At 67.8% G+C, this 12,309-nt stretch carries 10 protein-coding genes; 6 read left to right on the plus strand and 4 right to left on the minus strand.

All coding sequences use genetic code 11. From position 1 onward, the window contains the following. Positions 1-49 precede the first annotated feature (49 nt). Complete coding sequence (locus ACLQ28_RS26555; RefSeq protein WP_425688988.1) at positions 50-2,887, minus strand: immunoglobulin-like domain-containing protein; 2,838 nt, start codon at positions 2,885-2,887, stop codon at positions 50-52. A 692-nt stretch (positions 2,888-3,579) separates the two neighbouring features. Beyond that, positions 3,580-4,470 (minus strand): LysR family transcriptional regulator, encoded by an 891-nt coding sequence (locus tag ACLQ28_RS26560; RefSeq protein WP_425688989.1) that lies wholly within the window; start codon positions 4,468-4,470, stop codon positions 3,580-3,582. Positions 4,471-4,589: 119 nt separating this feature from the next. Between ACLQ28_RS26560 and ACLQ28_RS26565 the strand changes: the two genes are divergently transcribed. Both ACLQ28_RS26565 and ACLQ28_RS26570 read left to right on the plus strand, forming a co-directional pair. Continuing rightward, complete coding sequence (locus ACLQ28_RS26565) at positions 4,590-4,934, plus strand: YybH family protein (protein WP_425689016.1); 345 nt, start codon at positions 4,590-4,592, stop codon at positions 4,932-4,934. 35 nt (positions 4,935-4,969) lie between these two features. Further along, entirely contained in the window at positions 4,970-5,725 is a 756-nt protein-coding gene (locus ACLQ28_RS26570) for an MFS transporter (protein ID WP_425688990.1), read from the plus strand. A gap of 40 nt (positions 5,726-5,765) precedes the next feature. Here the strand turns inward: ACLQ28_RS26570 and ACLQ28_RS26575 are convergent, their stop codons facing one another. Together ACLQ28_RS26575 and ACLQ28_RS26580 are read right to left on the minus strand one after the other, a co-directional pair. Then, positions 5,766-6,644, minus strand: coding sequence for an alpha/beta hydrolase (locus tag ACLQ28_RS26575; protein WP_425688991.1), 879 nt, complete (start codon positions 6,642-6,644; stop codon positions 5,766-5,768). Positions 6,645-6,682: 38 nt separating this feature from the next. Then, on the minus strand, positions 6,683-7,294 hold the full coding sequence (locus tag ACLQ28_RS26580; protein WP_425688992.1) for a GNAT family N-acetyltransferase: 612 nt from the start codon (positions 7,292-7,294) through the stop codon (positions 6,683-6,685). A 138-nt stretch (positions 7,295-7,432) separates the two neighbouring features. On the opposite strand from ACLQ28_RS26580, the gene ACLQ28_RS26585 reads away from it, so the two are divergent. From ACLQ28_RS26585 to ACLQ28_RS26600, 4 genes are all read left to right on the plus strand, one after another. Then, positions 7,433-8,392 (plus strand): GntR family transcriptional regulator, encoded by a 960-nt coding sequence (locus ACLQ28_RS26585; RefSeq protein WP_425688993.1) that lies wholly within the window; start codon positions 7,433-7,435, stop codon positions 8,390-8,392. A gap of 565 nt (positions 8,393-8,957) precedes the next feature. Further along, positions 8,958-10,424: an endo-1,4-beta-xylanase gene (locus ACLQ28_RS26590; RefSeq protein WP_425688994.1), complete on the plus strand. Its 1,467-nt coding sequence runs from the start codon at positions 8,958-8,960 to the stop codon at positions 10,422-10,424. 312 nt (positions 10,425-10,736) lie between these two features. Next, a complete protein-coding gene (locus ACLQ28_RS26595) occupies positions 10,737-11,510 on the plus strand; it encodes a hypothetical protein (protein ID WP_425688995.1) in 774 nt (257 codons plus the stop codon). Between the two features lie 298 nt (positions 11,511-11,808). Further along, positions 11,809-12,300 (plus strand): hypothetical protein, encoded by a 492-nt coding sequence (locus ACLQ28_RS26600; RefSeq protein ID WP_425688996.1) that lies wholly within the window; start codon positions 11,809-11,811, stop codon positions 12,298-12,300. The last annotated feature ends 9 nt before the right edge of the window (positions 12,301-12,309 follow it).

Raw genomic sequence — 12,309 nt, forward strand, 5'->3', positions numbered from 1 at the left:
ATGGATCTCGCCCGCTCCTTCTTGTGGCGCGGTTTAGCACGCCTCGGGGCTACCGCACCGTCAACTTTTGGTAGTTGGCGGCGTAGGGCCGGTAGGTCGGGTTGCCCGAGTAGGCAACGTGGACCTGGTAGGCCCCAGGCTGCAGATCGGCGGTCTGCAGTTCGACGACGGCCTTACCGGCCGCCAGTGGCACGACTTGCACGGCGCCGCCGAAGGTCACGGTGACCTCGCCGGTCGGGACCGGAGCGTGGTGCTTCGGCCCGCCCGCCGGACCAACTGTCACGTTCAATCGGAACGTGTCCCCGCGGACAACCGACGCCGGCGCGGCTTTCGCCTGGACCTTGACGGCGGCCGAGCCGGAGGGCACCCCGAACGACGCCGTACCTTCCGACGCCTTCAGGTAGTCGAAGCCGAGGTACTCGGCCTTGACCGTCCGGGCACCCGCAGGCAGACCCGTCGGCAGCGTGACCGTGGCCGCGCCGTCGCTCAGGTGGGCGAGCTTCGACCACGAGCCGATGCTGAACCGCACCTGACCGCCGGTCTCGAACCCGTCAGCTGCCGTGACTGTCACGGTGGCCCTGGTCGTCTGGGCCCCACTCGCGTACGGCTCGACAGCCACCTCGGTGGTGGTCGTGACGTCGCTGTTCGGGTTTCCACGGATGTCGTTCCACTCGCGGACGGTCAGCGGGATCACGGTGCCGTGACGCGGACGCACGACACCCGCGTTGGTCATCGTGATCGCCTTGGCGTTCCAGGTCGGAGCCTCGATGTTCTCGTGGCACGCGGCCTGGTAACCCCCACCGTTCGTGTACCGGTCGCCCCAGAGGTAGAACTGGCCGGGGCAGGAGGTGTCACCGGGGTTGGCCTTGAAGATGACCGGTCCCTCGTACCCCTGGTTGGCGGCCCACGTCGTGCGCCCCAGAGCCGGCGCGACCAACGTCCAGTTGTCGATGTTGCTGTCCAGGAAGTCGGTGTGCTTCTCCGAGAAGATGTCCGAGCCCTGGTTGCCTGCCTCGTTCTTGGTCACCCGGTAGTAGTTGTCACCGACCCGGATCGCGGTCGTGTCGATCCGCGACAGCGGGGCAGGGTTCTGCCAGACCCGGGGAGCGGAGAACGTCTGGAAGTCTCGCGTCGTGGCATACCACATCTGCGCGTTCCCCTGACCGGTGCGGTTCACGGGGTCGTTCCACAGCGACTGGGCCCAGAACACGACGTAGGCGCCGATCTCCTCGACCCACAGCGACTCTGGTGCGAAGGCGTTGCCCGCGTTGTCGGGCGCGACCTTCACGTGCCGCTGAGGGGTCCAGTTCACAAGATCGTGCGACTCGAACACCTCGATGTACTGGGTGTCGTTGATGGCGTATCCACCCTGGTCGTACCAGTTCAGGTCGGTGGCGATCATGTAGAACGTGTCGCCGTTGGGTGAGCGGACGATGTGCGGGTCACGAAGCCCCTGGTCGCCCAGCTGGGAGATGAGTGACGGCCGGCCTCCGGTCAGACCGGTCCAGTCCAGAGCGGTGTTTCCGTTGGATGTGGCGAACATGATCTGCTCGCCGTCGGCAATTCCCTCGCCCTTGAAGTACCCCATGAAGTACCGCTCGTACTCTTCGGTTCGCGGCATGGCGGTGATGGTCACCGGGAACGACTTCTTCTTCGAGGCCCTACCCTTGGTGATGGTCGCCGTCAGGGTGGCGGCAACATCCTCATGGCCGAAGGCCGGGCGTTTGACCTCACCCGTCGGGGTGACGAGGCCGGTGGTCGATTTCCAGGTGATCGTGGATCCGAACTCGCCCTTGGCAGCGAGGTCGAGGTTTCCGCGTACGTCGTCGGTAGCGTCCAGGGTCAGGTCGAAGGCGTCCCGGTCGACCGCCTGCGCATCGTCGAACTCGGCCTTCACCACGACGGGGATCTCCCGTGTGGTGACCTCCTGGGCGCCCTTGCGGACAGTCGCCGTGAGCGTGGCTGTCGCGTCGGGCTGCCCCTGCGCGGGCCGGGTGATCCTGCCGGTCACCGCAACCTTGCGTGCGCTGGCGAGGGCTGGTGGGGTGTCGACCTCGACGACCGACGGGTCCGAACTCGTCCAGGTGATGGCCGAGCCCGCCACGGAGCCCACCTTGGGCAGAACGATGTCGTGTACGACCGCACTGGTCAGGCCGAGGTCGATGGCCGCGGCGTCGGCGCGAACGCCATCGGAGACGGTCTTCTCTGCCAGGGCGAGCGTCTCGTCGAGACTCACTGCCCGGTCGTACACCCGGAAGTCCCGGATTGTTCCCCGGAACGAGTAGTGGCCCGACGTCTGCGAGCGACCGAGAAAGTTGCAGTTGGTCCCCGCAGCGTTCACCGACGGCGCCGTGGTCAGGTTCGTCGACGTCGCGTGCAGTACGCCGTCGAGGTAGAGCCTGCCGGTCCAGGTCGTACCGTTCGAGTCCAGTGACTGGGTGTAGGTGACATGAGTCCACGCTCCCTCGAGCATGCGGACTCGGTTCTGTTGCAGGTTCACCGGACCCACCGCGACGCGGAACCGCTGGGTGTTCGACGCGAAGATGGAGCCCTCGGCGCCGGTGTCGACGTCGCACGAGCCGGACTTACGGCCAAAACCCCACATCTGGTGGTCGCCGACGTTCGCCGGGTCGACCCACACGTCGTAGTCGACGGTGAGGTTGGACATACCGGCGGTAATGTCGTTCGGCAGCGCCACGTACGCGCCGTCGAGGGCGCTCTCGTAGGAGTCGGGGTTGAACCTGACTCCTTCGCCGGTCAATGTCGCCTTCTCGGGATTCACGAGCGTGGCGTTCGCCGCTGAGCCCGCGCTACCCGAGTTGACCAACGTCGTCCCACTGGTCTCATCGAGCGCGAAGTGGTGCACCAGACCCTCGTTGAGCTGCACCTCGGCAGCCTGCGAGGGCGTCGCCGCGAACGAGACCGAAAGAAGCGCACCCAGTGCCAGGACCGCGACACCTTTAGCCTTCCGACTCGGCCTGGGACGGGGCCTTCGTTGTCGCAGTCTCAATTGATCCTCCTTGGCGGTGGGCTCCCTCTAAAGTGGACGAGGTTTGTTGACGCTAACTACGGTGTGCTGCCAGGTCAACGCAACGAGTTGCGCCCCGAGCCCACGGAGCCCCCGTGGCTGATGTGCCCCACCGGTCGCCCTGTCGGGGTTCAGCTGGTGATGCGGTACGAGATCCTCTGCGCTGGTCACCGTCCCGGGTCGGCACCGGTCATCACCGAGACGTACGCCGCCGGATGGCGCCCGCGCTGCCAGCGGCCCGCACGAAGCTGGGTAACACCCGATACGTGCCGGGACTGTGCGCAGGGTGGCAGCCCTGGAGCGGTCTGGTCGCCTACCCGTTCGACCCGTTGTCAAGGAGTGGTGCATGCCCTCGTGACCGCCCCGAGTTCACGATTTCTGAGGGGTCCACCGCGCCGAACTCAAGGCGGTTGAGTGTTTTTGGCGAAGCGGTAGACGCGGTGTTCCGCCCTCTTCGGGCACTGTGGTCCGAGGACATCGGTGGATCGTCACTCCGGGTTGTGCACCCCCGGGTGAGCCTGAACCCACACGGAATCTTGAAGGGCGTTCTGCTAACGAGGGTCGGGCTTGGTGAATGCTTGCCGGCTGTACACGAGCAACTCACGTGCTGCGGGGCTGTGCGTCGTCTTCCAGATCAGGGCGAGTAGGGCGGGTATTTCGACGTCGTCGATAGTGCGGGCGGTGAGCCGGTCGCGGTAGCGCTCGGCCATCGACTCGCTGAGGACGGCGGCGGCGAGCCCGCGGGTGGCGAGGTCGGCGATGGCATCCGCGGCGCTGGCCTGCAGCGCGATCACGGGTTGGATGCTCTGCGAGGCGCAGGCCTGGTCGAGTAGCGTGCGCAGGCCGGTGCCGGGTGGCATACACACGATCGGGTAGGCGACCAGGTCGCGCAGGGTGACCCGCCGTTGTTGCGCCAAGGGGTGCCCGGCCGGGACTGCCACGACGAGCCGCTCGCTGATGATCGTCAACGCGTCCAGCCCGTCGGGGGTGGCGGTTGCGGTCCCGATGAGGGCCAGGTCGATGGTGCCTGCGCGCACGCCGTCGACGAGCCGGTCGGAGTTGTCCTCGAGTAGCGAGATTTCCACCCCGGGATGCGCCCGGTGGAACGCGGCGAGGGCGTCGAACAGCGGCGTGACGGTGCAGCCGATCACCATCCCGACGGTGAGCCGGCCCCGGATCAGGCCGCTCACCTCACTCACCGCCTGGTTGAGCGCCCCAGCCGCGGCGAGCGCGGTACGGGCGTGTTCGAGCGCGGCCCTCCCTGCGACGGTAAGGGTGGCGGTACGCGCGGACCGGTCAATCAGCTCGGTACCGAGTTCGCGTTCCAGCTGGCGGATCTGGGCGCTGATGCCGGACTGGCTGATGTGCACCCGCTCGGCCGCCCGGGTGAAGTTCTGCTCCTCGGCGACCGCGACGAAGTACTCCAGCTGCCTCAGTTCCATAACTGGAGATTCTAGCTCGCAGTAGATCTAGCTGTTGTACTTCTGATCAGTGGGCGAGCACGCTGGGACGTGCTGAAGCCCCACATCGGGAGGAATCCATGCCGGAGTACGAGAAGGCCATGCGGCCCGAAGACATCACCCGCTTGTTCGTCGAGCGATCCAACGCCGGTGACGCGGCCGGAGCCGCCGCACTCTACGAGGAGGATGCGGTCATTGCCTACCCGCCCGACGGCCGGACGGTGGGCCGGGAGGCGATCCGCGCGATGTGGGAGAAGGTGCTGGCCAACCGTCCCCACTTCGAGCCGGAACCACCGCTGCCGACGTTGGTGAGCGGCGACATCGCCCTCACCTCGACCATAGCGAAGGACGGGACCGGCGCCCGCGCGCAGGTCGTCCGGCGCCAGCCTGACGGCAGTTGGCTACGCATGCTCGACCAGCCCGAGTTCGTCTCGCGCACCCCCTGAACCATCCGTCCACCGTGGGAAGCATAGGTATCAGAATGCGCAAGTGGCTGCCGCTGCTGACGGTCTGCCTGGGTACGTTCATGCTGCTGATCGACGTCACGATCGTGAACGTCGCCTTGCCCGACATGGTCGGCGACCTGGGCGCGTCCTTCGGGGCGCTGCAATGGGTCATCAACGCCTACGCCCTCGCGCTGGCCGCTCTGGTGCTGGGCGCGGGCTCGATCGCCGACCGCATCGGGCACCGCCGCGCCTACATCACCGGGCTCGTGATCTTCGCGATCTCGTCACTGATGTGCGGTCTCACACCCAACACGGGCGCGCTGATCGCCGCGCGCACGGTGCAGGGCATCGGCGCGGCGGCCATGTTCGCGACCACATTCGCGCTGCTCAACAGCGCCTATGCCGGCCGTGACCGGGGTAGCGCCTACGGCATCTGGGGTGCGGTGGCAGGCGCCTCGGCCGCGGTCGGCCCGATCCTCGGCGGGCTGCTCACCGACGGCGTGTCGTGGCGCTGGATCTTCTTCGTCAACCTGCCATTCAGCGCCATTGCCATCGTGCTGTGCGTTACGACGCTCGCCGACGCCCAGGCACCGGCCCGCGGCAGGGTGGACGTCGGTGGCATGGCCAGCTTTACCGCCGCGGCAGCCGGCACCGTCATCCCCAACGACCACGAGCACCTCAACGCCATCGCCGACAGACTCAACAACCGACCCCGGCGCATCCTCGCCTACAAGAAACCCAAAGAAGTCTTCGCCGAACTCCTGACCAGCCAGATTGCTTCCACCAGCTGAGCACGGGCTCGGTGGTGAAGGGCTGTCGTTGTGGGTCTGGTCAGCGGCTGGCGAGTTCGGCGAAGATCTCCACCAGTTCGGGGCGGTCGAACGGGCCGACGTGGGGTGCCGCGACGCTTCGTACCTCGGTCGGGTTGTCCGGGGTGAGGCGGTCGGCCTCGGTGATGAACCGGTCCTGTAGCGCAGGTGGGATCAGCCGGTCGCGGGTGAAGCGCACGTACGTCCGGGGAATCCGGCCCCAGGTGCCTGCTTCACCGCGGCCGTCGGCCAGGGGGATGCTGGCGGGTTCGTCAGGCTCAAGGGTGTTGAGCAGCCGGCTCACCGCCTCGTCGGTGAAGTCGCCGGCGAGGCACTGCTTGATGCCGTTGAACACCGAAGGGTCGGCCGATCGCCAGTTGATCCGGGCCACCCCCAGGATCTCCGGATCGGCGACCACTGCCTGGGTCACCAGGGGGAGCAGGCTGTCGCTGTTCTCTGGCGTGGCAAGGTAGGCCGTCATGGTCGGCAGGTCGACGCAGCAGTACGCGGCCATGTAGACGACCCGGTCGAGCAGTTCGGGGATGGCGTTGCCGACCCTGCTCACGGTGACGCCGCCCTGGCTGGCGCCAGCCAGGATCACGGGCCCGTGGCGGCGAGCGCGGCGCACTACGTCCACGACGTGCTCGACGTAGTCGTCGATAGTGATCTTGGCGAGCGGTGACGGCTCGGTTGCCAGCCCTGCGAGGTCCTGCGGGGCCTGGTACGAGCGGGGGAAGAACCCTTCCGTCCCGTGTCCCGGTAGGTCGACGGCCACGCACCGGTGCCCCCGCAAGGTGAGTTCGGTGATCAGTCCCGAGCAGAAGTACGACGAGGAGTTGGTGCCGTGTACGAAGACCAGGGTCGGCGGTCGACGGTCGCCGGCGGTGTCTTTCGTCGTCATCGAGATTCTCCCTTGTGGTTGTGGAGTTGCTGGGGTGGTCAACGGCTCGGTTGGCGCCACATCGGCCACAGCAGTGGGCTGTCCGCGACGCGTACCGGTTCGCCGAGGTCCGCGAAGCCGTGTCGCAGGTAGAGGGCGCGGCTTCGGGGTGAACTCGCCTCCAGGTAGGCGGCGCGTCCGTCGGTGTCCGCTCGCTCCAACCGGTGGCGCAACATCGCCGAGCCGAGTCCGGCGCTCTGCCGCTCGCCCACCACCCCCATGCACGAGAGGTAGAGGCGCGGTTCACCCCGGGGGTGCCGTTCGGTCAGTGCCCGCCCGAGGGTCCGCAACCGCACGCCGTGCTCGCCAAAGATCGAGTTCTGGCCCATGTCGGGCGCGTTTGGATGTTCCCCGTCGGGTGCCTGGCCGGCCGCCAACGCCAGCCACACCGAGGCACCCTCGTCACGACCGATCAGGTATGCCTCGGCGGCGCTCCGATCCAGCAGCTGACCGTAGAAGTGCGGCTGGAGGCGGCCGCGCTCATCCGGTGCGGGGAAGAGCCAACAGGCGACCGGGTCGTCCATGAACGCCTCGGTGAGGATGTCGGAAACCGTCTGCCGTTCTGCGGCATCCGCCTGCCGCAGCGGTGCGTACGGCGTTTCTTTCGTCATGCGTACAACGTATCGCCGCACCCGGCGAACCCGCGTCGATGCAGCTCCTCTGGGCCGTTTAAGTGTACTAGCCAGAGGCTGGCTGACCTAGTACAGTCCGGTCCTGCGCCAACCCCACCACTAGATCGGAGGGCAGACATGCCTTCGCCGACGCCGCGCCCGGATCCGCCGTTCCGGCGGATCGTCGAAGAGATCCGCGGCCGAATCCTGACCGGCGACCTGCGGCCGGGGGACCGGATACCTTCAGTCCGGCAGATCGCCCAGCGATGGGGCGTCGCGGCAGCGACTGCGTCCCGAGCGATGGCGACTCTCCGCGACAGCGGGCTGGTCGAAACGACTGTCGGTTCCGGCACGGTGGTCAGCAGCCACACCCGCCGCAAGTACCCGGTGAGCCCGGCCGTGCCGCAGCGGCAGGCTCGCGCGTTCAAGCAGCCACTGGGCCGGATGCACGTCCTGCGCGCCGCCATCGCGATCGCTGACGCCGAGGGACTCGATGCGGTGTCGATGCGACGTCTCGCGGTCGACCTCGGCGCCGGCCCGATGTCGCTCTACCGGCACGTGGCGAACAAGGACGATCTGGTGACGCAGATGGCCGACGAGGTCTTCGGCGAATCCGAACTGCCTGACCCCGGACCACCCGGCTGGCGGGCGAAGCTCGAGCTCGTCGCCCACCAACAGTGGGAACTGTGCCGGCGACACCTCTGGCTGCCCAGAGCCGTCTCGTTCACCCGTCCGGCGCTTGTGCCCAACATGATGGCGCACACCGAGTGGATCCTGCGCGCGCTCGACGGACTCGAGCTGCCCATGACGACACGGATCCGCGAGGCGCTCACGCTTCACGGACTGGTCGCCACCGTCGCGCTGTCCACGGCGGCCGAGGTCGAATCGGAGCAGGAGACCGGTGTCACGCTCGACGGGTGGTTGCTGGCACAGCAGAAGCGAGCCGACCAGACACTCGACAGTGGAAGATTTCCCCTGCTGGCGACCATCCCGCCGGAGACGGCCTCGGACCTCAACGGACTGTTCGAGTACGGTCTCGCACGCCATCTCGACGGCTTCGCCACCCTGGTACAGGGGCATGCCCGAACGAGGCCATGAGGGCGCGACGGACCGTCCGGGAGCCCGGGTCCTCTAGCTAGTGCGCTGACCATGAACGTTCACCGGGTCGGTGACACGCCGAGCTGCGCCCGGCCGGCGTGGCGGGTCGGCGGGGTGGATGGCGGAGCCGGCACGGGCATGACGGCTGACCGACGAGGAAGGCCGCAAGCCGCCGCAGATCGTGCGCCGGGGTGGACACGGCACGATCCGGCTTCGCCGAACCGCGACGATCCCGTCACGTCGCCGTCGGTATAACGCTCGTCGCTCGCCGGACAACGCATGGGCCGCCGCCGTACCAATCGAATGGATTCGATATAGCATCACGGCAGGGCAGTGTCACTCCGCAGGGGCGTACGGCGCGGAGTGCTCGCCATCACCGGGCGGACCGGGCAGCCGGCGGTGGTCACCGATTCGGGCGCGGCTGGGTTGACGCCGGCTCGGCGTCACCTGCGGCGTGCTGGTCCAGCGGCGAGCGCGGCGCTCCGATTGTCGGCCGTGCAGCGATCGTCGGTTCCGTGCCTCGGATTGGCAATGGACCAGGCAGAACACCGAGGAGAAGGCACAGATGAACGACGTACCCGCTCAACCGAAACGCCGAACCAGGGGTGCCGCCAGGCTGCTTCTGGGCGGGGCCTGCGCCCTGGCGATCACCGTGTCGTCGATGGCCCTGGCGCCCTTTGCCCGCGCGGATCTCAGCGGACCACCCGGGACCACCCTGAAAGCTGCCGCCGAGCGCAGCGGCCGGTACTTCGGCGCCGCCATGGGGGCGGACCGTCTCAACGACTCGGGTTTCTTGACCATCGCGAACCGCGAGTTCGACATGATGACGGCCGTCAACGAGATGAAGCCCGACGCGACCGAGCCCAACCGGGGTCAGTTCGATTTCCGTGCCGGTGACGCAATCTACAACTGGGCCACCCAGCGCGGCATGCGGTTCCGTGGTCACACCCTGGCCTGGCACGCTCAACAACCTCGGTTCTGGGGAAGTCTCAGCGGCAGCGCCCTGCGGACCGCGATGATCGACCACATCAACGGCGTAATGGCCCACTACAAGGGCAAATTCGCCTACTGGGACGTGGTGAACGAGGCCTTCGCCGAGAACGGCAGCCGGCGGTCGTCGAACCTGCAGTCCACTGGAAACGGCTGGATCGAGGTGGCCTTCAGGACCGCGCACGCCGCTGACCCGAGCGTGAAGTTGTGCTACAACGACTACAACATCGAGAACTGGACGTACGCCAAGACCCAGGGCGTCTACAACATGATCAGGGACTTCAAGTCCCGGGGTGTCCCGGTCGACTGCGTCGGCCTCCAGACCCACTTCACCGGTGGCAGCTCGCTGCCGGGCAACTTCCAGCAGACACTGTCCAGCTTCGCCGCCCTCGGGGTTGACGTGGCGCTGACCGAGGCCGACGTCACGAACGCCTCGACCAGTCAGTACCAGGGCCTGACCCAGGCCTGCATGAACGTCCCCCGTTGCGTCGGCATCACGACGTGGGGCATTCGGGACAGCGACTCCTGGCGCGGCAGCGAGAACCCGTTGCTCTTCGACCGCAACAGCAACCCCAAGGCGGCGTACACCGCCGTCCTCAACGCTCTCAACGCCGCCTCCACCACCGTGCCGGGAACGCCCACGGCTCCACCGACCACCGCTCCACCGACGACGGCTCCACCGACCACCACTCCACCAACCACCGCTCCACCGACCACGCCGCCCAGCACCGGGCAGCCGGGTGCCTGTACCGCGACGTACCGCATGGTCAACAGCTGGAGCGGTGGCTTCCAGGGCGAGGTCACCGTGGCCAACAACGGCTCCACCACCGTCAGCGGCTGGACCGTACGGCTGACGCTGGCTGGTGGGCAGACCATCGCCAACGTCTGGAACGGCATCAACACCGGCACCAGTGGGGCGGTCGGCGTCCGTAACGCCGAATACAACGGGTCCCTCGGCGCGAACACCTCGACCACCTTCGGCTTCCTGGTCAACGGCAGCAGCAACGTGGCGCCCAGCGGCCTCTCCTGCACCAGCCCCTGACCGGCGACACGCACCGGCCCTCCGCGTCAGGACGCAGACCGGACCCGGAGCCACCGGCTCCGGGCCCGGGTGCCGTCGTGGTCGGTCGAACCCGGTTTACGACGGTCGACCGAAACTAACCCCTTCGCATATACTCATTTAAATCTATATAGCCGGAGCTGGCGCGGTCGTGCCGGAATGGCTCGGATCGCCGTAGCGCGGGGGCAACCGCGCCGCAGCGGTGCGAGCGGGAGCACCACAGCGTCGGATGGCCAAAAACTTCCTGCTGCCCCGGCCCCTGTGGTGGGGGACCAGTTGTGATGGAGGATGACTATGCGCAAACTTCTCGCGGTGTTCAGCGCCGCACTGATCCTCGGTGCCGCAGTCGGCAGCGTTCCGGCCGGTGCGTCGGGGGCCTCCCCGCCCTCGTGCCCGCGTGGTCTGCTCTTCTGTGAGGACTTCGAGCGACTGCCTCCCGGAGGGCCCAGCACGCTGAACTGGGGCGTCGACACCCGCCACGGCACGCTCACCGTCGAACGTGCCCACCGCGGCAACCAGGTGCTACACATCCACACGGTTGACAACGGGCGCGCCTTCCTGCGCGTCGACGACTTCGCCGCGCCGAGCAACCGCTTCTACGGCCGGATGCGTCTGCGCGTCGACGCCTTCCCCACGGCCCCGGACTGGGCGCACTTCACGCTGGTGGAAGCGACCGGCACCGGCAGCGCGGAGGTCGTTCGTCCAGTCGGTGGCCAGTACGCGCCCACGGTCCCCGGAACCTTCTGGGGGGTTGGCGCCGACGGCGGTCCGACCGGCGACTGGACCAACTGGCGGGAGTCCGCCCCGGTCGCTGAGGACACCTGGCAGTGCTTCGAGTGGAAAATCGACGCCGCGGACAACCGAGTCGCCGTGTGGATCGACGGCGTGGCGAACCCGGAGCTGACCGCCTCCACGAGCAACCACGGTGGCAACGATGTTCCCTTCGTCCTGCCGACGGTCGACACGGTGAAGATCGGCTGGCAGCTTTACCAGGGCGGCACAACACCCGGCGCGTTCGACCTCTGGATCGACGACATCGCCCTTTCGAGTAAGCGGCTCGGCTGCTGACTGGAGCCCCGGGTGGCTCGGAGGCTCTCGACACATGCCGTCATGATGTTTGTCCCGATCGGCGTCCCTGCCGGGGTGCGGCTTTGCGACCGCGCCCCGGCAGCGGCGTCGCCGGGCTGGTCGGGCCGAGAGACGAAGCACCAGCTTCCCGGCGGTCTGGCCGGTCTCCACGGCCGCCAGGCCGATGATGACGACGAACAGGATCAGGTCGGCCAGGACGAAACCGCCCAGGCATCCTGCCCAACAATCCTCGCCAGACAGACGCGCGGGGCTACGAGGCGTCCCTTAGCCTCGGCGCGTGGATGACGAACTTCTTCGCCGGCTTCGGACCGAACAGGCCCGAGCGCTGCTCGACGGCGCCGACCCGTACCAGGCGGTGATGCTGGCCTGCGACCTGCTTGTGGCCGGCGTCGACGGCGATGCCGTGGTGGCGCTCGCCTCCGAGTCAGCTCGGACACTGCCGGCGCACGCCGCGAATCGGCGCCTGGCGGCGGTCACCGATGAACTCGGGCTCCCGGAGCCGGCCCTGCCAACTGCGGTGGCGCTGATCGCCGCCGACACCTGCGAGCGGATCCTCAAGCGCAGCATCCCCGCCGAGGTGGGAACCCACCGTCTCTACGTGGTCGGATACGAGGGCAGCCCGTTGGACGACCTGCTCCCGGCGGTCGCCGCCCTGGCCGCACATCTCGAAGACGACCTCGGTGGGCGGGCCGACGACGACCTACGAACCCGGCTCGCCGCGCTGGCCCAGACCATCCTGAACCGCCTGCAAGCTGGAAATCCGGCTTGAGGCTGCCGC

It is taken from the genome of Micromonospora sp. DT201 (assembly GCF_049841575.1).
Lineage (GTDB): Bacteria > Actinomycetota > Actinomycetes > Mycobacteriales > Micromonosporaceae > Micromonospora.

Bases quoted from the DNA above. Each gene is read 5' to 3' on its own strand.
- ACLQ28_RS26560 (WP_425688989.1), bottom strand. From the start codon at position 4,470: ATGGAACTGAGGCAGCTGGAGTACTTCGTCGCGGTCGCCGAGGAGCAG.
- ACLQ28_RS26565 (WP_425689016.1), top strand. From the start codon at position 4,590: ATGCGGCCCGAAGACATCACCCGCTTGTTCGTCGAGCGATCCAACGCC.
- ACLQ28_RS26570 (WP_425688990.1), top strand. From the start codon at position 4,970: ATGCGCAAGTGGCTGCCGCTGCTGACGGTCTGCCTGGGTACGTTCATG.
- ACLQ28_RS26575 (WP_425688991.1), bottom strand. From the start codon at position 6,644: ATGACGACGAAAGACACCGCCGGCGACCGTCGACCGCCGACCCTGGTC.
- ACLQ28_RS26580 (WP_425688992.1), bottom strand. From the start codon at position 7,294: ATGACGAAAGAAACGCCGTACGCACCGCTGCGGCAGGCGGATGCCGCA.
- ACLQ28_RS26585 (WP_425688993.1), top strand. From the start codon at position 7,433: ATGCCTTCGCCGACGCCGCGCCCGGATCCGCCGTTCCGGCGGATCGTC.
- ACLQ28_RS26590 (WP_425688994.1), top strand. From the start codon at position 8,958: ATGAACGACGTACCCGCTCAACCGAAACGCCGAACCAGGGGTGCCGCC.
- ACLQ28_RS26595 (WP_425688995.1), top strand. From the start codon at position 10,737: ATGCGCAAACTTCTCGCGGTGTTCAGCGCCGCACTGATCCTCGGTGCC.